Genomic DNA, 22406 nt, shown 5'->3' with positions numbered 1-22406 from the left:
GCAATGGATTTCGGGCTGACCGAGGAACAAACGGCCATTTTCGATATGGCCTATGGATTTGGGCAGGACAACATCGCCCCATTCGCCCGCCAGTGGGAGGCCGAAGGCACAATCCCCAAAGAGCTTTGGCCGCGCATCGGAGAGCTTGGCTTTGGCGCGCTCTACGTCTCGGAAGACAGCGGCGGGGCCGACCTCAGCCGTTTGGACGCCACCCTCGTGTTCGAGGCGCTGTCCATGGCCTGCCCTTCTGTTGCGGCGTTCCTGTCGATCCACAATATGTGCGCCAAGATGCTGGACAGTTTCGCCAGTGATGAGCTGAAATCACAGGTCATGCCCGATGTGCTGAGCCTGAATACAGTGCTGAGCTATTGCCTGACCGAACCCGGCTCCGGCTCGGACGCCGCCGCGTTGAAGACGCGGGCTGAGCGCACGAACGAGGGCTACACTCTGAACGGCACAAAGGCCTTTATCTCAGGTGGTGGGTATTCGGATGCATATGTCTGCATGGTCCGCACGGGCACGGAAGGTCCAAAAGGAATCTCGACCGTCTATGTCGAAGACGGCACACCTGGCCTCAGCTTTGGAGCGCTGGAACAGAAAATGGGCTGGAAAAGCCAACCCACAGCGCAGGTCCAGTTCGACGATTGCAACATCCCAGCGGGCAATCTGGTTGGAACCGAAGGGGACGGCTTCAAATACGCCATGATGGGCCTTGATGGAGGACGTCTGAACATCGCCTCCTGCTCCCTAGGCGCAGCGCAGGCCGGGTTGGACATGACCCTGCAATATATGTCGGAACGGAAGGCATTCGGGCAATCCATCGACCAGTTCCAGGCTCTGCAATTCCGCCTGGCCGATATGGAGATCGAATTGCAGGCCGCGCGCACCTTCCTGCGGCAGGCCGCCTGGAAACTGGATCAAGGCGCGCCGGATGCGTCGAAATTCTGCGCAATGGCGAAGAAATTCGTGACCGAGACCGGCTCAAATGTCGTGGATCAATGCCTGCAACTTCATGGCGGCTACGGATATCTTGCCGACTATGGCATCGAAAAGCTTGTGCGCGACCTGCGGGTGCATCAGATACTCGAAGGCACAAACGAAATCATGCGCGTGATCGTGGCGCGCCACCTGCTGGCCGGAACCTGAGGGGATCATGCCTGACATCGACATTCGCACGACCGGTCGCGCCGGGCGCATCACCCTGACCCGCCCAAAGGCTTTGAACGCCCTAAGCTATGAGATGTGCATGGCCATCGACACCGCGCTGCGCAACTGGCGCGAAGACGACGAGGTCGACCTGATCATCATCGACGCCGAGGGCGACAAAGCCTTTTGCGCAGGCGGCGACATTGCCAAACTATATGAAACTGGACTTGCAGGGGATTTCTCACACGGGCAAACCTTCTGGCGCGATGAATACCGCCTGAATGCGCTGATCTTCGCGTACCCCAAACCCATCATCAGCTTTCTGCAGGGTTTCACAATGGGCGGCGGTGTCGGCATCGGCTGCCACGGAACCCATCGCGTGGTCGGAGAGACCTCGAAAATTTCAATGCCGGAATGCGCGATCGGACTGGTTCCGGATGTCGGCGGCTCGTTGATGTTGGCATTGGCGCCTGGGCGGCTTGGCGAATACCTGGGCCTCACCGCATTCCGGATGGGACCGGCGGATGCCATTTACGCCGGTTTCGCAGATCACTTTATCCCTCAGGCCACCTGGCCGGACCTGATCGAATTACTCGAAGCTTCGGGCAATGCCGAGCTTGTCGCCGATCACGCCCAACCCGCGCCCGACGGGAAACTGCAACAGATGCAACCCGAGATCGACCAGCATTTTGCAGGCGAAACGCTCGAGGATATCCTCATCACCCTTCGCTCAGAAGAGACTGATTTCCCGTCGAAAGCGCTGGACATGATGGGTCAGCATTCCCCGCTCTCCATGGCCTGCACGGTTGAGATGATCCACCGCCTGCGCGGCCCGTCCCTGACCATGCATCGTGCATTGGATATGGAGTACCGCTTCACCTATCGCGCCCTGGAACACGGAGATCTCATGGAAGGTATCCGCGCGCTGATCATCGACAAAGATCGTAGCCCAAGCTGGCAGTACCCGGATATGAAAGTACCCGCTGTTGCGGTGTCGAAAATGCTGCAACCGCTTGGCGCAAACGCACTGACTTTTCAGGAGGATTAAGAGATGCAAATCGGTTTTATCGGCTTGGGCAATATGGGCGCACCGATGGCGGCCAACCTTGCGAAGGCCGGGCATCAGGTGACGGGTTTCGACACGGCGGGTGTAAGCGTTGATGGCGTGACGCAAGCGCAATCCGCAACGCAGGCCGTCTCGGGTGCCGATGCCGTCATCACCATGCTGCCGAACGGCGACATCCTGCGCGCGGTTGCCAACCAGATCATCCCGGCCATGCAACAGGGCGCGGTGTTGATAGACTGTTCGACCGTCGATGTAGACAGCGCCCGAGCCGTGGCAGAGCAAGCCATCGCTGCGCATCTTCTGTCCGTGGACGCGCCAGTTTCCGGCGGAATCGGAGGAGCCTCGGCCGGTACCCTGACCTTCATGGCTGGCGGATCATCCGACGCCTTTGCCAAAGCCGCCCCCCTGTTCGAAATCATGGGTCAAAAAGCCGTGCATTGCGGTGAGGCCGGTGCTGGACAGGCAGCAAAAATCTGCAACAACATGATCCTCGGCGTCACCATGATCGCAACCTGCGAGGCTTTCGCTCTGGCCGACAAACTGGGTCTGGACCGGCAAAAGATGTTCGACGTGGTCAGCACCTCCTCCGGCTATAGCTGGACCATGAACGCCTATTGCCCCGCTCCCGGCGTTGGCCCCACCAGCCCTGCTGACAATGACTATCAGCCGGGCTTCGCCGCCGAATTGATGTTGAAAGACCTGCGCCTCAGCCAGCAAGCTGCCGAAAGCGCCGATGCCGACACCCCGATGGGCCAAGCCGCTACTGCGCTCTATCAGCAGTTCGTTGAAACCGAAGGTGGTTTGGGCCAGGACTTCTCAGCCATGCTGCCCAGATTTGAAAAACGCAGCCGAGAATAAGGCACAAGGATCCTTCATTCATCTGGCTAAAAATATCCCGGAGCGCGAGGCAGAGCCTCGCAAAAAAAACCGTGTCGCAGCCTATTCAGCCGCGACACGGGTGCCTGAAAGCATTGGCTTGAGGTAACGCCCGGTGTGGCTCCGCTCGACCTCGGCCACCTCTTCCGGTGTCCCAGTCGCCACGATCTCACCACCGCCATCGCCACCTTCCGGGCCGATATCAATGATGTGGTCCGCGGTTTTCACGACGTCCAAATTGTGTTCGATCACGACAACCGTGTTCCCTTGATCGACCAGTTCATGGAGCACTTCCAACAACTTACGTACATCTTCAAAATGCAGACCCGTCGTTGGCTCGTCCAGAATATACAGCGTCCGCCCGGTTGAACGTTTCGACAACTCCTTCGACAGTTTGACCCGCTGCGCCTCACCTCCGGACAGCGTAGTCGCCTGCTGACCGACCTTGATATAGCCAAGCCCAACACGCGCCAGAGCATCCATCTTATCGCGGATCGATGGCACGGCCTTAAAGAACTCCTGCGCGTCTTCGACTGTCATATCAAGCACATCGGCGATGGATTTGCCTTTGAATTTGATCTCCAGCGTCTCGCGATTGTACCGCGCGCCCTTGCAGGTCTCGCAGGTGACATAGACATCGGGTAGGAAGTGCATCTCGATCTTGATGACACCGTCGCCCTGACACGCCTCACATCGACCGCCCTTGACGTTGAAACTGAACCGCCCGGGCTTGTAGCCACGCGCTTTGGCCTCGGGCAATCCCGCGAACCAGTCGCGGATCGGCGTGAACGCCCCGGTGTAAGTCGCTGGATTCGAACGCGGAGTCCGCCCGATGGGACGCTGATCGATGTCGATGACTTTGTCCAGATGCTCCAAGCCTTTGATCGTCTCGCAGGGCGCAGGCGTCTGGCGCGCGCCGTTCAAGCGCATCGAGGCCGTTTTGAACAGCGTCTCAATCGTAAGCGTCGACTTGCCCCCACCCGAAACGCCGGTCACACAGACGAATTTGCCCAGAGGGAACTCGGCCGTCACGTTCTTGAGGTTGTTGCCCGTCGCTTTCACCACGGTCAGCTTTTTCTTGTTGCCCTTGCGCCGTTCGGCAGGCACCGCAATTTCTCGCGTACCAGCCAGATATTGCCCCGTGACCGAGGCCGCATCGGCTGTTATTTCGGCCGGCGTTCCCTTGCTGACCACCTGCCCACCGTGGACGCCCGCTCCGGGGCCGATGTCGAACACATAGTCGGCCTCACGTATGGCCTCTTCATCGTGTTCGACGACGATCACCGTATTGCCCTGATCTCGTAGGTTTTTCAGAGTGCCTAGCAGGCGATCATTGTCCCGTTGGTGTAGGCCGATTGACGGCTCGTCCAGAACATAGAGTACCCCGGTCAGACCCGATCCGATCTGGCTGGCGAGACGTATACGCTGGCTTTCACCACCGGACAGCGTGCCACTTGAACGCGACAGCGTAAGGTATTCCAAACCCACGTTATTCAGGAATCCGAGGCGTTCACGAATCTCCTTAAAAATCGCTCGTGCGATCTCGTTTTTCTGAACGCTCAGATGGTTCGGCGCGTCCTCGACCCAAGCCAGAGCCTCACGGATCGACATCTCGACTACCTGCCCAACGTGGAGGCCAGCGATCTTCACGGCCAAGGCTTCCGCGCGCAGACGGTAGCCTTCGCAGGTGCCGCAAGGACGGTTGTTCTGGTAGCGCTCAAACTCTTCTCGAATCCAGGCACTGTCGGTCTCACGGTATCGACGCTCCATATTCGGGATGACGCCTTCAAAATTGCGTGTCACCTGATAAACACGCCCACCCTCATCATAGCGGAACTGGATTTCCTCATCCCCAGAGCCGCGCAGAAACACCTGTTGCACCTTCTTGGGCAGGTCTTTCCACGGCGTGTTCTTGTCGAACTCATAGTGGCGCGCGATGGCTTCAATGGTTTGCAGGAAATACGGAGATTTGCCCTTTCGCCACGGTGCCAGGGCCCCGTCATACAGCTTCAGTGTCTGATCCGGCACGACAAGGCGTTCGTCAAAGAACAGCTCAACCCCCAGACCGTCGCAATCCGGGCAGGCCCCGAACGGAGCGTTGAAAGAAAACAGGCGTGGTTCGATTTCGGGAATCGTAAAGCCGCTGACCGGGCAGGCAAAGTTCTCACTGAAAGTAATCCGTTCGGGATCCCCTTCGCGCGGCGCAGTTTCCAGAATTGCGATGCCATCAGCCAAATCCAGAGCGGTGCGCAGGCTGTCTGCCAGTCGCGTCTCCATCCCCTCGCGAACGACGAGACGATCCACAACCACGTCGATATCGTGGCGGAATTTCTTGTCCAGCGTCGGCGGTTCATCCAGTTCATAGAACTCACCATCCACCTTTACGCGCTGGAAGCCCTGCTTGCGCAGTTCAAGAAACTCTTTCCTATATTCGCCCTTCCGGTCGCGCACGATGGGCGCTAGCAGGTAGCCGCGCGTACCCTCCTCCATCGTCATGATCCGGTCGACCATATCCTGCACTTGCTGTGCTTCGATCGGCAGACCAGTTGCAGGGCTGTAAGGTGTCCCCGCACGTGCAAACAGCAACCGCAGGTAGTCATAGATCTCGGTCACCGTTCCAACGGTCGAGCGCGGGTTCTTTGACGTGGTTTTCTGTTCGATCGAAATCGCCGGAGACAGACCGCTGATGTGATCCACATCCGGCTTTTCCATCATATCGAGGAATTGCCGCGCATAGGCCGAGAGGCTTTCGACATAACGGCGCTGACCTTCGGCATAGATCGTGTCAAAGGCCAACGAGGATTTACCCGAGCCAGACAGCCCGGTGATCACCACCAGCTGGTCGCGCGGGATATCCACGTCAATGCTCTTGAGGTTATGCTCGCGCGCGCCGCGCACCTCGATATTCTTCAGCTCAGCCATTCTGGCCCCCAACAAACACGTCCCTCAGAGATAGGCGAGCGGCGCTGAGTCTCCAACAGAAAAGTTAGAACAAACTGTGAACGCACCGATTATTGCCTACACATACTGACATCAGCCCGAAACAACGCCAGCCTCGCGTCAAATACCTATGATTTTCGAAACATTCGAGGGAAAATGGCGCGGTTGACGGGGCTCGAACCCGCGACCCCCGGCGTGACAGGCCGGTACTCTAACCAACTGAGCTACAACCGCGCATCTATTTTCGTGGCCTTTAAACTGGACCAAGTCTGGCAGCGATGGCGCGGTTGACGGGGCTCGAACCCGCGACCCCCGGCGTGACAGGCCGGTACTCTAACCAACTGAGCTACAACCGCCCGCTGCCCGTTCGTTGCTGAACGTTGGGGTGTATTATGGCTACGCTCGGGCATCGTCAAGCGGCGTTTTAAAGTTTTTTGCCAGAAGCCTGATTTTTGTTTGCAGCCACTCCTCGGCCATCCTTCGAGGCGCGGCGCGTGGGACCGCGCATTTGTGCCCCACCTGCAACAGCATATTGAAATCGAGCCAAACCCCTACTCATCCTTAACGATAAAAACTAACCAGACACTCATGCGCGTTAGTCTCATTTTGACCCGCGCCAACAAAAACACAAATCGGAACAGCAACATGAAAAAAGTCATTGTTACCAGTGCATTGACCAGCCTTCTACTGACTGGCGCAGCATATGCCGTCGAGGTGACCGGCGGATATGTAGACCTGGGTTATTCTACCTTCACGGACAGCGATCTTGGCGATGTCTACAACCTCAACGGCGCGGGCGAGTTGGCGTTTTCCCGTGCGTTCAGCCTGCAGCTGGATGCCGGCGCTTATCGGTTCGAGGATGAGGACTTTGACGGTACAAGCGTCACCTTGCACGCCAATCTGCATACACAAAACGCCTCATTCGGTGCTTTCTACGGGCAGGACCATATCGAAGACGAGACGTTCCAATTCTACGGCGTTGAGGCCGGTTTCGGCGCAGGCCCTGCACAGATCGAAGGGTATCTGGGCTTTCAAGATCTGAAAGAATTCTCTGACGCAGATGGTGTGATCCTGGGCTTTTCGGCCGGAGGAGCCGTCACCGAGAAATGGACTGTGATCGGCAAATACGACTACGTAAACGATATTGAAGGTGCTTTGGACGTCAGCGCATTTTCGATTGGCGCGACCTATAATGTTGGCACCAATGCACAGGTTTACGGCGAATTCGGCGCAGCCCACCTGTCCATCGGCAGCGCCAGCAGCACCGAACCCTTCCTTGGCGCAGGTGTCCGTATCAATCTGGGCAACGAGCGCGGCACAACCTTCGGACGCCGTGGCGTTCTGGACAAACTGCCCGGCCTCTAAAGAACATCAGACTCCGGCTTGCATACTGGCCGGGGTCCCGCCCCTATAAGTCTTGCAGCCGGGAATGAGCTGCGATAAGACGCCGAGCAATGGGTGATTAGCTCAGTGGTAGAGCGCTTCGTTCACATCGAAGATGTCAGGAGTTCAAATCTCTTATCACCCACCACCTCCAGTTTTTCCCATCTCCAGACAACGCTTGTCAGGTCAGAAGCCGCATGCGTATCCTTGATATACGCAGTGTAAAGGGTTGACGCAGATGGCCAAATTGAAGCGTGACATTGGCCTATTGGGTCTGACCTTCATTTCCGTTGGCGGCATTATAGGCTCTGGATGGTTGTTCGGCCCGCTCTTGGCTGTGCAACATGCAGGACCAGCTGCGGTTCTGTCCTGGATCATTGGCGCGGTGGCCATGTTTGTTCTGGCCATCACCTTCGCCGAAATCTCGGCCATGCTGCCTATCCCCGGCGGGATTGCTCGGGTTCCTCAATTCTCTCATGGCAACATCGTCGCGATGGCAATGGGTTGGACGGCCTGGATCGGCTACAACACCACTGCGCCCATCGAGGTTGAGGCAATGTTGAAATACTTAGCCCCCTATGCGCCGTGGTTGCACACTGCCGAGACCGGAGATCTGACGAGCGCAGGTGTGCTGGTTGCTCTGTCCTTCATGCTGCTATTCGTTGTTGTAAACGCCTTGGGCGTCAAATTCTTCACGCGTGTCAACGCCACCCTAACCTGGGCGAAAATAGCGATTCCGATCATTCTCTCAGTACTCTTGATCGTGAGCAGGTTTGAGGTTCAGAACTTCAGCCGACCCGACGGGTTCGCCCCATACGGACTGCAAGGCATCATGGCTGCGGTGTCGACTGGGGGCGTGATCTTTTCCTTCATCGGATTTCGTCACATCGTCGATATGGCGGGTGAGGTCCGCAACCCGAAATTCGCAATCCCAGCCGCACTGGTCCTCTCGATCGTGATGTGTGCGGCCATCTATCTAGCCCTACAGATCGCATTCATCGGCGCCCTTGATCCAACCTCGCTTGCACAAGGCTGGTCCAGTCTCAGCTTCGGCGGTGAAGGGCCGCTGGATGCGGTGATAATGTCTGTCGGTATTGTCTGGTTCCTAAGCGTATTGAATGTCGGCTCAGTCATAGGGCCGTTCGGCAACGGGCTTGTTGCAACAGGATCAAATGCTCGGATCGCCTTGGCCCTATCAAAGAACGGTTTTCTTCCTCATCGAATAATGCAGTTGTCTTCTTTTGGAATACCTCTCTGGGCGCTTTTGCTGAATTTCGGGATCGGAGTTTTGTTCCTGCTTTCGGTCCCGTTTACCACGGTCATCGCATTGAACGGGGCGGCAATTGTCTTGTCTTTCGCGGTAGGGCCGATCGCTGTCGTATGCCTTAGAAAGCTGATGCCAGATCACCCACGCTCGATCCGAATCCCCGCTGTCCGTTTCGTAGGCGCACTAGCCTTCGCCATAGCGACACTGATCGTTTATTGGAGCGGATGGGACACCGTCTGGCGCTTGGGCGTCGCGTTGATCATCGGAATGATCTTGTTGCTGATCCGCTTTCACAATCGCCTGGATGAAATGGACGTGGCCGAAGCGCGTTGGCTGATGCCCTATTTCGTCGGCATCGGTGTAATCTCAATATTTGGCCAGTTCGGAGAGGGTGCTCTAAAATTCATCCCGTTCGGCTGGGATATTCTGGTCTGCATTCTGTTCTCGACGGGGATATTCATGATCGCTGTCCGGTCGTCCTTGGCCGACGAAAAGTTTCAGAAATACATCGAAGAAGAGGAAATTTTGGACCCGAAACAACCAGTTATCGGGCTATAGAAAAAAGGCGGGGACCAGCCCCGCCTTTTTCTTTGTGTCTTAGTGCGCCGTTGCAGACGGCCCAGAGCTTTCAGCCGCTTTTGCTGCCGCAGCCGCCGCCTCTTCTGCGGCTTCGTCCCATTCGATGGGCTCGGGCTCCTCGACCAACGCCCGTTTCAGCACTTCCGAGACGTGTTTGACCGGGATGATCTCCAACCCTTCCTTCACGTTGTCCGGAATGTCGGCCAGATCCTTTTCGTTTTCTTCCGGGATCAGAACCGTCTTGATGCCACCGCGCAGAGCCGCCAGCAGTTTTTCCTTCAAACCACCGATCGGCATCGCATTCCCGCGCAGTGAGACCTCACCCGTCATGGCGATATCCTTGCGCACTGGAATGCCAGTCAGCACGGACACAATCGAAGTCACCATCGCCAAACCGGCCGACGGGCCATCCTTAGGCGTTGCGCCATCCGGCACGTGCACGTGGATATCGATTTTGTCGAACTGAGGCGGCTTCACCCCGATCTGAGGCGAAATCGACCGCACATAGGACGAGGCTGCGTCGATAGATTCCTTCATCACATCGCCCAGCTTACCGGTGGTCTTCATCCGCCCCTTGCCAGGCAGTTTCAGCGCCTCGATATGCAGAAGGTCTCCACCAACCGACGTCCATGCCAGACCAGTCACGACACCAACCTGATCATCCTGCTCAGCTAGCCCATATCGGAACTTCGGCACTCCCAAGAAATCATCAAGATTCTCAGGCGTCACGGTAACCGAGTCAGCCTCTTTCTTGATGATCTTGGTCAGCGACTTCCGCGCCACTTTGGCGATTTCACGTTCGAGGTTCCGCACGCCCGCCTCGCGGGTGTAAGTGCGGATGATCGACTGCAGAGCCTCATCGGTCAGTTCAAATTCCTTGGCTTTTAAGCCATGGTTCTTGACCTGCTTGCTGATCAGGTGCTGTTTGGCGATCTCGGATTTTTCCTCTTCGGTGTAACCGGCCAGCGGGATGATCTCCATCCGGTCCAGCAGAGGCCCAGGCATGTTGTAGCTGTTCGACGTGGTCAGGAACATCACGTTGGACAGGTCATATTCGACCTCAAGGTAGTGATCCATGAACGTGCTGTTCTGCTCTGGGTCCAACACCTCAAGCATCGCCGAAGCCGGGTCACCACGGAAATCCTGCCCCATCTTGTCGATTTCATCCAACAAGATCAGCGGGTTCGTGGTTTTCGCCTTTTTCAGCGCCTGAATGATCTTACCGGGCATTGAGCCAATGTAAGTCCGGCGGTGACCCCGAATTTCAGATTCGTCGCGCACACCACCCAGCGAGATGCGAATGAACTCACGCCCCGTGGCTTTGGCAACGGACTTACCCAGCGAGGTCTTACCCACACCCGGAGGACCAACAAGGCACAGGATCGGGCCTTTCAGCTTTTTCGAGCGCTGCTGAACCGCCAGATACTCAACGATCCGCTCTTTGACCTTCTCAAGCCCATAGTGATCGGCATCCAGAATGTCCTGCGCGCGGCCCAGGTCCTTTTTGACGCGGGATTTGGTGCCCCACGGCAGCGACAGGATCCAGTCCAGATAGTTGCGCACGACGGTGGCCTCAGCCGACATCGGGCTCATGTTGCGCAGCTTCTTCAGCTCGCCTTCAGCCTTTTCGCGCGCCTCTTTCGACAGCTTGGTCTCGTTGACCTTTTCTTCCAGCTCGGCGACTTCGTTCGAGCCGTCCTCGCCATCGCCAAGCTCCTTCTGAATGGCCTTCATCTGCTCATTCAGATAATACTCGCGCTGCGTCTTCTCCATCTGGGATTTGACGCGGGTCTTGATCTTTTTCTCGACCTGCAGAACCGACATTTCGCCCTGCATCAGGCCATAGACCTTCTCAAGCCGCTCGCTGACCGAGAGCGTCTCAAGCAGTTCCTGCTTTTGCTCGACTTCAATGCCCAGATGACCCGACACGAGGTCGGCCAGCTTGGCAGGCTCGGTCGTTTCTCCAACGGCAGCCAAAGCTTCCTCGGGGATGTTCTTACGAACCTTGGCGTAGCGCTCAAACTCGTCCGCGACGGTTCGCAGCAGCGCTTCGGTCGTGGTGACATCGCCAGGGATTTCGGTCAGATACTCGGCGCGGGCTTCGAAAAACTGATCGTTTTCAAGGAATTCCGTGATCTGCACACGCGCCTGTCCTTCGACCAGCACCTTGACTGTGCCATCGGGCAATTTCAGCAGTTGCAGGACATTGGCCAGAACGCCGGCCTGATAGATACCATCCACATCCGGATCATCGACACTCGGGTCTATCTGGCTAGATAACAGAATTTGCTTATCATCCTGCATCACCTCTTCCAGCGCGCGGACCGATTTGTCTCGGCCCACGAAGAGCGGCACGATCATGTGTGGGAACACCACAATATCGCGCAGCGGCAGGACGGGGTATGAGGAATTCAGAGGCTCTTGCATGCTCTATCCTTATCATTGGCAAGACGGCTCTGGTCCCTGCTTGAGGCAACCGCTGGCCGTCTCCTGTCTTGGATGGTTTAAGGTGGGGCTGTTACCGCCCTATTTCAACCTCACCATCGTGTCTCAATGCGCAGCATGACCAAAGGTTCTGCGGACCGCAAGGCGCGCCGGGAAGATATCCACCGAAATTGTGCCGGTGCCTGCTAAATCGGCTCAATATCGCCCTGAGCGCGTTGCGCATGGAAGTTGGCCTGCCAGGCCTCAAACGTTCCAGCGGCAATTGCGTCGCGCATACCCTGCATGATCTCTTGGAAGTAATGCAGGTTGTGCCAGGTCAACAGCATGCCCGAGATCATCTCGTTCGAACGGAACACGTGGTGCAGATAGGCGCGCGAGTAGTTCGAACAGGCCGGGCATGTGCACTCTTCATCCAGCGGGCGTGGATCATCAGCATGACGCGCGTTCTTGATGTTCACCACACCGTGCCGCGTGAACACCTGACCGGTGCGACCGGACCGGGAAGGCAAAACACAATCCATCATGTCCACTCCCCGCGACACGGCGCCTACGATATCATCCGGTTTTCCCACGCCCATCAGGTAGCGCGGCTTGTCAGTGGGCAGGAAATCTGGGGCAAAATCGAGGCAGTCAAACATCGCCTCCTGCCCCTCACCCACGGCCAGACCACCGATGGCGTAGCCTTCGAACCCGATCGCTTTCAACGCCTCGGCGCTTTCTTCGCGCAGGTCTTGCTCCAGCCCGCCTTGCATAATCCCGAACAGCGCGTGGCCGGGGCGATCCCCGAACGCATCGCGCGAGCACTGCGCCCATCGCATCGACAGCTGCATCGACTCGGCAATGCGTTTGCGGTCCGCAGGAAGCGAGGGGCATTCATCGAAACACATCACGATGTCCGACCCCAACAGACGCTGAATTTCCATCGACCGTTCCGGCGTCAGCTCATGCTTGGAGCCGTCGATATGGGATTTGAAGGTCACACCCTTTTCGGTCAGTTTGCGCAACCCTGCCAGAGACATGACCTGAAAACCGCCTGAGTCGGTCAGGATAGGACGTTCCCAATTCATGAACTTGTGCAGCCCGCCCAAACGGTCGATCCGCTCTGCCGTAGGGCGCAACATCAGGTGGTAGGTGTTGCCCAGCAGGATATCGGCCCCGGTGGCGCGCACACTTTCAGGCATCATCGCCTTGACCGTCGCTGCGGTGCCAACTGGCATGAAGGCAGGCGTGCGAACCTCGCCGCGTGGCGTGTTGATAACGCCGGTGCGGGCTTTGCCGTCGGTTGCTTTGAGGTCAAAGGAAAACTGCTGGGTCATGTCATCATCTCGGATCGCGGAACCGGGCAGGATTTGCCCGATCCGCCAGTTCTTTGCAACCCGTCAGGGCAGAGAGGCCACGCGGGCCGTAAACAAATCAACAACTCCTGCCCCGTCAACGTCCCGGCAAACCCAAACCGGGGGCCGCCCCTCATCCGGCACGGTGGCTCCGATTGCCTCGCCTTCGGTTGCAACCTTCAATCCGGTCTGAACGGAGTCGAACATATGATCATGGGTACAGGCGATGACGGCGGTCGAGTCGTGCAGGCCGCAGCCCTCCAACCCACCGATCTCCTTGTAGAACTTCAGATAGAACCGAGAGATATCGCGCAGAAATGCTCCCGTATCGGGCGATTTCAGGGCTAGATCCTCGAAATCCGCGCTCTTGTAGAGCGTTTTCAGTGTCACGTCCAAACCGACCAGAACAGTCTCAGGCGGTGCCGAAAACACCGCGTCGGCTGCTTTGGCATCGTGGTAGATATTCGCTTCGGCATGTTCCGTGATGTTGCCGGGGCAATAGACTGCGCCGCCCATGATCACCAGACGTTTGAGGTTCGAGGCGAATTCGGGATCCAGAGCCATTGCGTCCGCGATATTGGTCAACGGGCCGACCGCACACACGACAAGCTCTCCGAGATGTTGACGGGCCATGTCGACCAGAAAAGCGGCCGCGTTCAGGTCGTGGTTCTGCCCAATCTCGGGGATATCGGTCAGATCACCAAAGCCTTCGGGTCCGTGTACGTGCTCGGATGGGCTATGGTCGTCCTCGCCATAGGCAAAGGGCGCGCCCTGCGCCACAGGGATAGCTAGTCCAAGCTTATCAACCAGATAGCGCGCATTGCGACTGGATTGATGGACATGGGTGTTTCCGAAAACGGTGGTCAGCCCGATCAGGTCAATCTCGGGTGCGGCCGCAGCGTAGGCAATCGCCATTGCATCATCGATGCCGGGGTCTGTGTCGATTATCAGTTTCATCCTCACCCGATAGCGCAAGCATTCACAGATGCAAAGCGGTCACTGTCGCTTGTTTCGGTAGTCAGTTTCAAGCATTCCGGATTTGCAACCACCCCGGTTCCCGCCATACCAGAGTTGAATTCGGGCGACTCAATCCCCAAATGTATACTATAGTACACAATAAAAGAGGACAGTTATGACAGAAGAGCAGATCATCGGATTGCTTTCGTCGAATATCATTTACCTGTTGGCCGCCATTCTGGTGGTGGTCGTCATTTTCAAAGGTATCAAAATCGTTCCCCAATCTGAGAAGTATGTGGTGGAGCGGTTCGGGCGCCTGCACTCAGTCCTTGGGCCGGGGATCAACTTTATCGTTCCGTTTCTGGATGTTGCACGTCACAAGATATCCATTCTTGAGCGCCAGCTGCCCAACGCAACGCAGGACGCGATTACCAAGGATAACGTGCTGGTACAGATCGATACCTCGGTCTTCTATCGCATTCTCGAGCCGGAAAAGACTGTCTACCGTATCCGTGATGTGGACGGCGCGATTGCGACCACGGTCGCGGGTATCGTGCGGGCTGAAATCGGCAAGATGGACCTGGATGAGGTCCAATCGAACCGCGCCCAGTTGATCGCGCAGATTCAGGCCAGCGTCGAAACCGCGGTCGACGACTGGGGAATCGAAGTGACCCGGGCCGAGATTCTGGACGTGAACCTGGATCAGGCCACCCGCGATGCGATGCTGCAGCAGTTGAACGCTGAACGCGCGCGTCGCGCTCAGGTCACTGAGGCAGAAGGTCAGAAACGCGCGGTCGAGCTGCAGGCGGACGCCGAACTCTACGCGGCCGAGCAAACCGCAAAGGCCCGCCGCATTGAGGCCGAAGCCGAAGCCTACGCAACTGGCGTGGTTGCCAAAGCAATTCAGGACAACGGCATCGAGGCCGCTCAGTACCAGGTCGCTCTGAAACAGGTGGAATCGCTGAATGCTTTGGGCAATGGTACAGGTAAGCAGACGATTGTTGTGCCGGCCAATGCGCTTGAGGCGTTTGGCGATGCGTTCAAAATGCTTAAAGGGGTTAAATGATGGCTGACCCGTTTTGGATGACGTGGTGGATCTGGATGGCGGGCGCTCTGGCGCTCGGCATTCTCGAGATCGTCCTGCCCGGGTTCATCTTTCTCGGATTCGCTATCGGGGCAGCGGGCACTGGCCTGCTGCTTCTGATCCCGGGTCTTGCGCCCTCTCTGCCGGTTCTGATGCTGATCTTCGCAGTTCTGTCGCTGGTCGCATGGCTGGCCCTGCGTAAGACATTCGCGCACCCGCATGGGCAAGTGAAAACGTTTGAACGTGATATCAACGACTAAGCACAGGCAGTGCCCAAGAGTCATTGCACGACTGGACGCTGCAAGACCTGTTCCCTATATAAATACTCAGGCAACTGACCCGAGGCAAAGATGACTCACCCGAGTGAACAGTTAGAAGGCACACCCTTGATTGCGCCATCGAGCATAGAACACCCACTGTATGATCAGGTGGTCGAAGCGTGCCGGACGGTCTTTGACCCGGAAATTCCGGTCAATATCTACGACCTGGGCCTGATCTATACGATCGACATCAAAGACGACAACGCTGTCAAGGTGATCATGACTCTGACCGCCCCGGGCTGCCCCGTCGCCGGAGACATGCCAGGCTGGATCATGGAAGCCATCGAACCCGTTGCTGGCGTGAAAGAAGTCGACGTCGAACTGACCTGGGAACCGCCCTGGGGCATGGAGATGATGTCAGACGAAGCGCGACTTGAACTGGGCTTCATGTAGCACAAGCTCCCAGCTAAGCCTTTGTCACAAAAGGTTAACCCTTCTGTTACCAAAGTGTAGAGCTACTGTCACAGTACTGCGGGACACATGCGGCGCAAGTGTTTGTATTCCCAAACGCTCTCGCAAATGGGCCTGACTGGAAGACACCGCCCCCCATGATACCGGCCCCGAAATTGGACCGCCCTTGCCCGAGGGCGGTCTTTTTTTTAAGACCTAACTTACCCCGCACTTGGCCTTGATTTCATCCGATCGCGCATCGAGTTGCTTGATGTAGTCACCGGAAAGCATCTGCAATCTCTTGTTCTCGGTCCCCGTCACCAACCCAAGCAAAGCACCTGCCGGCGTTATGGCTGCAACGCTTTCTAATTGCTGGTCCTCAGCATGTTTCTTCTCGGCTGCAATCGCGCGCAGATCACCCTCCGCTGTTGTGCAATTGATGGGATGTCGTTTCAAAGTTTCCTCGGCAGAAGCGGGAACTGACAAAGCCAATAGAGCCGCGCTAGCCAAGAACGCTCCCAAACACACCTTCACTTTACGGTTTAACCTGTTCATTTAATTTAAATCTCCGCAGAAAGACCTCTGATCTCAAGCACGTGACTGTGATCACCTAAAAACAGGCTAAGCCTATCCTCAATACGAAAGCAACACGGACACGGCTGTGCTTTCAGTATCAAATTTCATTTTCTAGGGGCGCTCTGACTTGAGCCTGCCGAAAGACGACCCTAAATTACACCTATCTGGCGACGACGGAGACTCAGATGTTCGGCATCCCCGGCAAACAAGCCGTGACCATGACGCCCAAAGCGGCAGAACAGATCACCCGCCTGATGAAATCCGGCGGTCATGTCGGTCTGCGCATCGGCGTGAAGAAAGGTGGCTGCGCGGGCATGGAATATACCATGGACTACGTTGATGAGGCCGATCCCCATGACGAGGTCGTGGAACAAGACGGTGCGCGCGTGATGATTGCCCCAATGGCGCAGATGTTCCTGTTCGGCACCGAAATCGATTACGAGGTTTCGCTGCTGGAATCCGGGTTCAAGTTCAAGAACCCCAATGTTGTCGACGCCTGCGGCTGCGGAGAATCCATCAAGTTCGACGAAACCCTCGCCCAGCAATCCTAACTTGCGTTCAAGTGAACGTAAGTCTCGTTGTAGCGCCGTGTCAGGTGCTCCCCTGCCGTGATCACCTGATCTGACGTCGGAGGGGCCACATTCGTGTGGTAGGACGGGTTAAAGAACAGCGGGACCGAGATCCTCTCCTTCGTGCCGCCAACCACCCGATGCTCGGTCGCTTTGACGCGCCCAGCGGTCCAGAATTCCAGCATTTCACCAAAGTTGATGATGAACACGCCCGGTTCGGCTTCGACTTTTACCCAGCTGCCATCGGGCATCCGCACCTCAAGCCCCGCCGTGCCATCGGTCGCCAAAAGGGTCACGCAGCCATAGTCGGTATGCGCGCCGATTCCGAAATCCTTCTCTCCGGCCCAATCTGGGCGCTGCGGGTAGTAGTTGCCGCGCAGCAAAGCCATGGGCGTGTCAAAAGCGTCGTCAAAACTGTCCGAGCCGCGCCCCAGAGCAACCGCAATTGCGCGCAGAACACGCATCGCGACATCGCAGGCGTCGGTGTAGTAGAACTGAATAGCTTCTCGGAACCCCTCGGGCTTCGTGGGCCAAAGGTTAGGGGCATAGACGTTGAGATTCTCAGCGCGATAAGGGTTTTCCGGCGGCAGCTCAAAGCCGCAATCGAACACTTCCTTGAAATCGGGATTTGCGTTTGGATCGACCTGTTCGGATTTCGGCGCGCCCCAACCCCGGTTCGAGCCAGTTGACGCCATATCGACCGACTTCTTCGCCTGCACAGGCAAATGGAAAAAGGCGCGGTAGGCCTCGATGACGTCCTGAACCCGCTCAGCGCCAAGCCCGGTGTTGCCGACGGTCAGAAACCCCACTTGCCCGACGGCCCGCAGCAATCTGGCAAGCTCATCAATGTCCTGATTGTCCAATTTTTCAAGGTTGAGTTTGTCGATCATGGCGCCCTCGGATTCGCTGCGCGGACCCTGCCTTTCCAACACCGGAACTGCAACCGGAATTGTAAGGCCGGACCAAGGGTGATATCGCATGGAAAAACCTCAAGATAGCGACAAGGGAGACGCGGAGATGCGGCGCAAACTGGCGGCTGGAAACTGGAAAATGAACGGAACCAGCGCGGCGCTGAGCGAGTTGGACGCGCTCGCCGCGAAGCACCCCTCGCCCAGCGTCGATGTGCTGATCTGTCCGCCTGCCACGCTGTTGCACCGGGCCGCGGAACGCACCCAAGGCACGGGCGTTGCCGTCGGTGGACAGGATTGCCACTCCGCACCCTCGGGCGCGCATACCGGCGATACCAGCGCCGAGATGCTGAAAGACGCCGGAGCTACGGCCGTGATCCTGGGCCATTCCGAACGGCGCGAGGACCATGGCGAGCAGAACGAAGATGTGCGCGCCAAGGCCAACGCCGTGATGGAGGCTGGCCTCGAGGCGATCATCTGCGTCGGCGAAAGCCTTGAGCAGCGCGAGGCCGCCAATACGCTGGATATCATCGGAGGTCAGATGTCGGGGTCGATCCCGGACCGCTCTACCGGTGAGAACCTGATTGTCGCCTATGAGCCGATCTGGGCCATCGGCACCGGCAAGGTACCGACTTTGGACGAGATCGGCGAGGTCCATGACTTCATCCGCGCCCGGCTTGAGCGTCGCTTTGGCGAGGGAGTCGGGCGCTCGGTGCGTCTGCTCTATGGTGGTTCAGTCAAACCTTCCAACGCGGCCGAGATTTTCGGCGTGTCCAATGTGGATGGCGCGTTGGTCGGTGGGGCAAGCCTGAAAGCAGCCGATTTCTCGGGCATCGTTGAAGCACTGGAAACCGCCTGAGGACCCTCAGGCCAGTTTCATCGTGATTAGGCCCGCGACAATCAGAACCGCTGCGCATATACGCGTGGCGGTCACGGCTTCACCCAGAAACATGATGCCAACAAGAAACGCGCCAACCGCACCAATGCCGGTCCAGATCACATACGCCGTCCCCAAAGGCAGGGTTCGCATCGCGAGCGCCAGTAACGCGAAGGACCCGATCATTGAAACGCCCATCACAGCCGTGGGCCAAATCCGTGTGAAACCGGCCGATTGCTTCATGGCAACGGCCCAGACAATTTCCAACAGGCCGGCAAGTAAAAGAAAAATCCAGGACATCGAGGACCCCTTTTGGATTTCGAGTCGTCCCGAATGATCACCCTTTGTGGGGAGGTCGTCCTCTGACGCTCTAGTTAGGTACTCTGCACCCTTCTTCAAGGCGCGAAAAAACCGGGCGAGAAAACTCGCCCGGTTCGCACTCGATAGCCATTTCTAGTTCGTTATGATTTCCGGTCCCATGAAGGTGTTGGGCAGGAAGGTCGATATCCACGGGATATACGTCACCATAATCAGGAAGACGAACAGAACAGCCAGGAACGGAAGCGCGGCCTTCACGACGCCCATCATCGGCATACCGGCAACGCCCGAGGTCACGAACAGGTTCAGCCCGACCGGAGGTGTGATCATCCCGATCTCCATGTTGACGACCATGATAATGCCCAGATGGATCGGATCGATGCCCAGCTCGATCGCAATTGGGAACACCAAAGGCGCCACGATCACCAGCAGACCCGAAGGCTCCATGAACTGACCGCCGATCAGCAGGATCACGTTCACCACGATCAGGAAGGTCACCGGACCCAGCCCGGCCGACAGCATGGCGCTGGCGATATGCTGCGGCACTTGCTCATCCGTCAGCACATGCTTGAGGATCAGCGCGTTGGCGATCACGAACAACAGCGTGACGGTCAGCTTGCCGGCCTCGAACAGCGTGTGCTTGGTATCAGGGTGGAAAAAAGCCGTGAGCAACGCATAGGGTTTTTTCAGCAGCGACAGGTTCTGCGTACCTTCTTCGGTGCTAAGCGGGCCCATATCCTTGTAGACAAAACTCGCGATGAAGAAGGCATAGACAGCAGCCACCGCAGCAGCCTCGGTTGGGGTAAAGATGCCCCCGTAGATACCGCCGAGGATGATGACGATCAGGAACAGGCCCCAACCGGCCTCGCGGGCGGAAACAAAGATCTCACCCCAGCCTTTCCAATCGCCTTTGGGCAGGTTCTTGACCTTCGCCATGACGTAGATGGTGATCATCAGCATCAAACCCGCCATCAGGCCAGGGATGACCCCCGCAAGGAACATACGCCCGACCGAGACCTCAACGGCGGCCGCGTAGACAACCATTACAATCGACGGCGGGATCAGGATACCCAGCGTACCGGCATTACAGATCACACCAGCGGCGAATTCCTTGGAATAGCCAACCTGACGCATTCCCGCGATGACGATTGAGCCGATGGCCACAACAGTCGCAGGGGACGACCCCGAAAGCGCTGCGAACAACATACAGGCAAACACGCCCGCAATCGCCAGACCGCCCGGAAGGTGCCCCACACAGGCAATCGAGAAACGAATGATCCGCCGCGCGACACCTCCGGTCGTCATGAAGGACGACGCGAGGATGAAGAACGGGATCGCCAGGAGTGTAAAGTGCCCCTCGAACGCCTCAAACAGCGTGCCTGCAACCGAAGCCAGTGAGCTGTCGGAATAGATCAGCAGGAACAGGGTCGAGCTGAGGCCAAGTGCCACCGCAATCGGAACCCCGATCAGCAGCAGGCCGATGACCATGGAAAATAGAAGTACAACGTCCATTAGTCATGCTCTCCTTGCTGCGCACGAACCTCTTCGATCTCGTCCTCAACCTCGTGGCTGGCGACCAGACGGTCCGCCTCACCCCGCCAGATCTGCACAGCGACCTGCGCAAAGCGGATCACGAGCAGCAACATCGACAGTGGCAGGATGAAATAAGGAACAACTTTGGGCAGCTTTTCGTAGTATTCGCCGTAGTTGATCAAGTCCTCCAGAAAGCGGAACGGCGCGATCATCGGGATATCGTCAACCTCGTAAAAGCTCTGACTGCGCGCGTCGAAGTTCAGACCCGTGGGAAACCAGCGCCCCGAGGTTGGCGGCAGATCAGCGAAGACAGCCCAATAGTCATAAGACCCCTTCAGCAACAGCAGCGAAAACGCCAGGCAACAGGCCACCGAGATCAGCGCCAGAATCCGGCGCGGCGCAGGGGCCAGCATGTTCAGGATCGCATCCACACCCAGATGGGCGTGTTTCTTGACGGCGTAGGACGCCCCCAAAAGCACCAGCCATCCAAACAGGAAGACCGTCAGCTCAAGCGCCCACAGGATATTCGAGTTGAAGAAGAACCGCGCGATCACGTTGGCAAAGGTCACGGCCGTCATCAGGCCAAGTAGCACCGCGATCAGGGTTTCTTCGATATGGTCGACCAGCCCAGCCGGGCCGGATTTCGCACCAGACATCTATCTGTCCCCACATTTTTTGTGATGATGAGAGTGTTGGGGCGGGCCTTTGTTTGGCCCGCCCGGCCTGCGCGCAGATTACTCCCCAGTCCCCAGCGCGCGGCCTGAACCGGGATCAGAACCCAGCGTTAATGGCCTGAGCGGCGTCGATCTTGTCCTGACCTACGTCATCCGCGAACTGGTCCCAAACCGGCTTCATTGTGTCGACCCAGGCCTGACGCTGTTCGGGCGTCAGCTGACGAATGATACCACCCGCTTCGGTGATCGAGGCTTTGGCAGCTTCGTTCACGGCAAAGGCCTCTTTGTTACGGGTCTCGGTGACCTCAGCCAGAATGTTCAGGAATTGATCACGCACTTCGGGGTCGAGGCTGTCCAGCCAGTCCACCGAGGTCACGACCAGATAGTCGATGATACCGTGGTTGGTCTCGGTGATACCGTCCTGCACCTCGAAGAACTTCTTGCCGTAGATGTTGGACCAGGTGTTCTCCTGCCCATCGACAACGCCCTGTTGCAGAGCGCCGTAGACTTCCGAGAACGCCATCTTTTGCGGGCTTCCACCGATAGCTTCCATTTGCGCAACCAGCACGTCCGAGGACTGCACGCGGAACTTCAGACCATCTGCATCAGCCGGTGTTTCCAGCGGCTTGTTCGCCGACATCTGCTTCATGCCATTGTGCCAGAATGCCAGCCCCTGCAGACCGCGGCGCTGCATGCTGTCCTTCATTGCCTGACCGGCATCCGAGGCCTGGAAGGCATCCACTGCGTCAATGTTCTTGAACATGAAAGGCAGGTCGAACAGGCGGAACTGCTTGGTGAACTTTTCGAATTTGGACAGCGAGGGTGCGGCCAGCTGAACGTCGCCCTGAAGCATCGCCTCAAGAACCTTGTCATCATTGTAAAGCGTCGAGTTCGGATAAACTTCAACGCACATAACGCCCTGCATCTCGTCATTGACGCGCTGTTCCAGCAGCGACGCAGCGATGCCCTTCGGGTGCTTGTCGGTGTTCGTCACATGCGCGAACTTCACAACGATCTCACCGTCGTCACAGGCAGCCATGCCCGCCGTCGCCGTTACTGTCAAAGCCAGCGCTGTGGCTGCTGTTGTTAGGAATTTCATCTGTTTTCCTCCCAGACTTCCTCGAATTGTCTCATCGGCCCCATCTCGGCACCGTATAGACGGCA

General features: G+C 57.4%; 20 protein-coding genes and 3 tRNA genes. 11 read left to right on the top strand and 12 right to left on the bottom strand.

Going from position 1 to position 22406, the window contains the following annotated elements; genetic code table 11:
* Positions 1 to 3: 3 nt before the first annotated feature.
* From ACR0KL_RS00185 to mmsB, 3 genes are read left to right on the top strand one after another with little or no spacing between them, the layout of a single operon-like run.
* On the top strand, positions 4 to 1146 hold the full coding sequence (locus ACR0KL_RS00185) for an acyl-CoA dehydrogenase family protein (RefSeq protein WP_170675972.1): 1143 nt from the start codon (positions 4 to 6) through the stop codon (positions 1144 to 1146).
* 7 nt (positions 1147 to 1153) lie between these two features.
* The gene (locus ACR0KL_RS00180) at positions 1154 to 2194 is read left to right on the top strand and encodes an enoyl-CoA hydratase/isomerase family protein (protein ID WP_480776523.1); all 1041 of its coding nucleotides are present in this window, start codon (positions 1154 to 1156) and stop codon (positions 2192 to 2194) included.
* Between the two features lie 3 nt (positions 2195 to 2197).
* A complete protein-coding gene (gene mmsB / locus ACR0KL_RS00175) occupies positions 2198 to 3070 on the top strand; it encodes a 3-hydroxyisobutyrate dehydrogenase (protein ID WP_480554354.1) in 873 nt (290 codons plus the stop codon).
* An 81-nt stretch (positions 3071 to 3151) separates the two neighbouring features.
* Here mmsB and uvrA read toward each other — a convergent pair whose 3' ends face one another.
* From uvrA to ACR0KL_RS00160, 3 genes are all read right to left on the bottom strand, one after another.
* Positions 3152 to 6010 (bottom strand): excinuclease ABC subunit UvrA, encoded by a 2859-nt coding sequence (uvrA, locus tag ACR0KL_RS00170; RefSeq protein ID WP_170675971.1) that lies wholly within the window; start codon positions 6008 to 6010, stop codon positions 3152 to 3154.
* 175 nt (positions 6011 to 6185) lie between these two features.
* Positions 6186 to 6262: transfer RNA gene (locus ACR0KL_RS00165), tRNA-Asp, on the bottom strand.
* 45 nt (positions 6263 to 6307) lie between these two features.
* Positions 6308 to 6384, bottom strand: a tRNA-Asp gene (locus ACR0KL_RS00160).
* A 289-nt stretch (positions 6385 to 6673) separates the two neighbouring features.
* Between ACR0KL_RS00160 and ACR0KL_RS00155 the strand changes: the two genes are divergently transcribed.
* The 3 genes from ACR0KL_RS00155 to ACR0KL_RS00145 all read left to right on the top strand — a co-directional run bounded on the left by ACR0KL_RS00155 (position 6674) and on the right by ACR0KL_RS00145 (position 9236).
* Complete coding sequence (locus ACR0KL_RS00155) at positions 6674 to 7393, top strand: porin (protein ID WP_480776522.1); 720 nt, start codon at positions 6674 to 6676, stop codon at positions 7391 to 7393.
* Between the two features lie 91 nt (positions 7394 to 7484).
* Positions 7485 to 7559 (top strand) — tRNA-Val (locus tag ACR0KL_RS00150).
* A gap of 90 nt (positions 7560 to 7649) precedes the next feature.
* The gene (locus ACR0KL_RS00145) at positions 7650 to 9236 is read left to right on the top strand and encodes an APC family permease (RefSeq protein WP_480776521.1); all 1587 of its coding nucleotides are present in this window, start codon (positions 7650 to 7652) and stop codon (positions 9234 to 9236) included.
* A gap of 39 nt (positions 9237 to 9275) precedes the next feature.
* Here ACR0KL_RS00145 and lon read toward each other — a convergent pair whose 3' ends face one another.
* The 3 genes from lon to ACR0KL_RS00130 all read right to left on the bottom strand — a co-directional run bounded on the left by lon (position 9276) and on the right by ACR0KL_RS00130 (position 13993).
* Positions 9276 to 11684 (bottom strand): endopeptidase La, encoded by a 2409-nt coding sequence (gene lon, locus ACR0KL_RS00140; protein ID WP_170675968.1) that lies wholly within the window; start codon positions 11682 to 11684, stop codon positions 9276 to 9278.
* A gap of 203 nt (positions 11685 to 11887) precedes the next feature.
* Positions 11888 to 13018 (bottom strand): tRNA guanosine(34) transglycosylase Tgt, encoded by a 1131-nt coding sequence (gene tgt / locus ACR0KL_RS00135; RefSeq protein WP_170675967.1) that lies wholly within the window; start codon positions 13016 to 13018, stop codon positions 11888 to 11890.
* A 63-nt stretch (positions 13019 to 13081) separates the two neighbouring features.
* Complete coding sequence (locus ACR0KL_RS00130) at positions 13082 to 13993, bottom strand: nucleoside hydrolase (RefSeq protein ID WP_480776520.1); 912 nt, start codon at positions 13991 to 13993, stop codon at positions 13082 to 13084.
* A gap of 175 nt (positions 13994 to 14168) precedes the next feature.
* Here ACR0KL_RS00130 and ACR0KL_RS00125 point away from each other — a divergent pair, with 175 nt between their 5' ends.
* From ACR0KL_RS00125 to ACR0KL_RS00115, 3 genes are all read left to right on the top strand, one after another.
* On the top strand, positions 14169 to 15059 hold the full coding sequence (locus ACR0KL_RS00125) for an SPFH domain-containing protein (protein WP_170373587.1): 891 nt from the start codon (positions 14169 to 14171) through the stop codon (positions 15057 to 15059).
* Positions 15059 to 15337: an NfeD family protein gene (locus ACR0KL_RS00120; protein ID WP_170638804.1), complete on the top strand. Its 279-nt coding sequence runs from the start codon at positions 15059 to 15061 to the stop codon at positions 15335 to 15337. The genes ACR0KL_RS00125 and ACR0KL_RS00120 overlap by 1 nt, the downstream gene beginning before the upstream one ends.
* 90 nt (positions 15338 to 15427) lie before the next feature.
* Entirely contained in the window at positions 15428 to 15790 is a 363-nt protein-coding gene (locus tag ACR0KL_RS00115; RefSeq protein WP_170458085.1) for an SUF system Fe-S cluster assembly protein, read from the top strand.
* Positions 15791 to 16003: 213 nt separating this feature from the next.
* Here the strand turns inward: ACR0KL_RS00115 and ACR0KL_RS00110 are convergent, their stop codons facing one another.
* Positions 16004 to 16342: a hypothetical protein gene (locus ACR0KL_RS00110; protein ID WP_480776519.1), complete on the bottom strand. Its 339-nt coding sequence runs from the start codon at positions 16340 to 16342 to the stop codon at positions 16004 to 16006.
* Positions 16343 to 16548: 206 nt separating this feature from the next.
* On the opposite strand from ACR0KL_RS00110, the gene ACR0KL_RS00105 reads away from it, so the two are divergent.
* Positions 16549 to 16914 (top strand): HesB/IscA family protein, encoded by a 366-nt coding sequence (locus ACR0KL_RS00105; RefSeq protein ID WP_170373584.1) that lies wholly within the window; start codon positions 16549 to 16551, stop codon positions 16912 to 16914.
* On the opposite strand, the gene ACR0KL_RS00100 is transcribed toward ACR0KL_RS00105, so the two are convergent.
* On the bottom strand, positions 16911 to 17822 hold the full coding sequence (locus ACR0KL_RS00100) for an isopenicillin N synthase family dioxygenase (protein WP_480776639.1): 912 nt from the start codon (positions 17820 to 17822) through the stop codon (positions 16911 to 16913). The genes ACR0KL_RS00105 and ACR0KL_RS00100 overlap by 4 nt on opposite strands.
* 127 nt (positions 17823 to 17949) lie before the next feature.
* Here ACR0KL_RS00100 and tpiA point away from each other — a divergent pair, with 127 nt between their 5' ends.
* Positions 17950 to 18699, top strand: coding sequence for a triose-phosphate isomerase (gene tpiA / locus ACR0KL_RS00095; RefSeq protein WP_480776638.1), 750 nt, complete (start codon positions 17950 to 17952; stop codon positions 18697 to 18699).
* A 6-nt stretch (positions 18700 to 18705) separates the two neighbouring features.
* Here tpiA and ACR0KL_RS00090 read toward each other — a convergent pair whose 3' ends face one another.
* The 4 genes from ACR0KL_RS00090 to ACR0KL_RS00075 form a co-directional block, all read right to left on the bottom strand.
* On the bottom strand, positions 18706 to 19017 hold the full coding sequence (locus ACR0KL_RS00090) for a DMT family transporter (RefSeq protein WP_480776518.1): 312 nt from the start codon (positions 19015 to 19017) through the stop codon (positions 18706 to 18708).
* Positions 19018 to 19170: 153 nt separating this feature from the next.
* Positions 19171 to 20547: a TRAP transporter large permease gene (locus tag ACR0KL_RS00085; RefSeq protein ID WP_170549035.1), complete on the bottom strand. Its 1377-nt coding sequence runs from the start codon at positions 20545 to 20547 to the stop codon at positions 19171 to 19173.
* Positions 20547 to 21224, bottom strand: coding sequence for a TRAP transporter small permease (locus ACR0KL_RS00080; RefSeq protein WP_170373581.1), 678 nt, complete (start codon positions 21222 to 21224; stop codon positions 20547 to 20549). Before ACR0KL_RS00080 ends, ACR0KL_RS00085 begins: the two co-directional genes overlap by 1 nt.
* 115 nt (positions 21225 to 21339) lie before the next feature.
* Complete coding sequence (locus tag ACR0KL_RS00075) at positions 21340 to 22341, bottom strand: DctP family TRAP transporter solute-binding subunit (RefSeq protein WP_170675962.1); 1002 nt, start codon at positions 22339 to 22341, stop codon at positions 21340 to 21342.
* Positions 22342 to 22406 lie beyond the last annotated feature (65 nt).

It is taken from the genome of Ruegeria sp. C8 (assembly GCF_056537565.1).
Note: the sequence above shows the minus strand (reverse complement) of the source record. Positions and strands in the feature narration are given on the sequence as shown.

Excerpts from the sequence above, each read along its gene's own strand:
- ACR0KL_RS00185 (WP_170675972.1), top strand. The coding sequence starts at position 4 with ATGGATTTCGGGCTGACCGAGGAACAAACGGCCATTTTCGATATGGCC.
- ACR0KL_RS00180 (WP_480776523.1), top strand. The coding sequence starts at position 1,154 with ATGCCTGACATCGACATTCGCACGACCGGTCGCGCCGGGCGCATCACC.
- mmsB (WP_480554354.1), top strand. The coding sequence starts at position 2,198 with ATGCAAATCGGTTTTATCGGCTTGGGCAATATGGGCGCACCGATGGCG.
- uvrA (WP_170675971.1), bottom strand. The coding sequence starts at position 6,010 with ATGGCTGAGCTGAAGAATATCGAGGTGCGCGGCGCGCGCGAGCATAAC.
- ACR0KL_RS00155 (WP_480776522.1), top strand. The coding sequence starts at position 6,674 with ATGAAAAAAGTCATTGTTACCAGTGCATTGACCAGCCTTCTACTGACT.
- ACR0KL_RS00145 (WP_480776521.1), top strand. The coding sequence starts at position 7,650 with ATGGCCAAATTGAAGCGTGACATTGGCCTATTGGGTCTGACCTTCATT.
- lon (WP_170675968.1), bottom strand. The coding sequence starts at position 11,684 with ATGCAAGAGCCTCTGAATTCCTCATACCCCGTCCTGCCGCTGCGCGAT.
- tgt (WP_170675967.1), bottom strand. The coding sequence starts at position 13,018 with ATGACCCAGCAGTTTTCCTTTGACCTCAAAGCAACCGACGGCAAAGCC.
- ACR0KL_RS00130 (WP_480776520.1), bottom strand. The coding sequence starts at position 13,993 with ATGAAACTGATAATCGACACAGACCCCGGCATCGATGATGCAATGGCG.
- ACR0KL_RS00125 (WP_170373587.1), top strand. The coding sequence starts at position 14,169 with ATGACAGAAGAGCAGATCATCGGATTGCTTTCGTCGAATATCATTTAC.
- ACR0KL_RS00120 (WP_170638804.1), top strand. The coding sequence starts at position 15,059 with ATGGCTGACCCGTTTTGGATGACGTGGTGGATCTGGATGGCGGGCGCT.
- ACR0KL_RS00115 (WP_170458085.1), top strand. The coding sequence starts at position 15,428 with ATGACTCACCCGAGTGAACAGTTAGAAGGCACACCCTTGATTGCGCCA.
- ACR0KL_RS00110 (WP_480776519.1), bottom strand. The coding sequence starts at position 16,342 with ATGAACAGGTTAAACCGTAAAGTGAAGGTGTGTTTGGGAGCGTTCTTG.
- ACR0KL_RS00105 (WP_170373584.1), top strand. The coding sequence starts at position 16,549 with ATGTTCGGCATCCCCGGCAAACAAGCCGTGACCATGACGCCCAAAGCG.
- ACR0KL_RS00100 (WP_480776639.1), bottom strand. The coding sequence starts at position 17,822 with ATGATCGACAAACTCAACCTTGAAAAATTGGACAATCAGGACATTGAT.
- tpiA (WP_480776638.1), top strand. The coding sequence starts at position 17,950 with ATGCGGCGCAAACTGGCGGCTGGAAACTGGAAAATGAACGGAACCAGC.
- ACR0KL_RS00090 (WP_480776518.1), bottom strand. The coding sequence starts at position 19,017 with ATGTCCTGGATTTTTCTTTTACTTGCCGGCCTGTTGGAAATTGTCTGG.
- ACR0KL_RS00085 (WP_170549035.1), bottom strand. The coding sequence starts at position 20,547 with ATGGACGTTGTACTTCTATTTTCCATGGTCATCGGCCTGCTGCTGATC.
- ACR0KL_RS00080 (WP_170373581.1), bottom strand. The coding sequence starts at position 21,224 with ATGTCTGGTGCGAAATCCGGCCCGGCTGGGCTGGTCGACCATATCGAA.
- ACR0KL_RS00075 (WP_170675962.1), bottom strand. The coding sequence starts at position 22,341 with ATGAAATTCCTAACAACAGCAGCCACAGCGCTGGCTTTGACAGTAACG.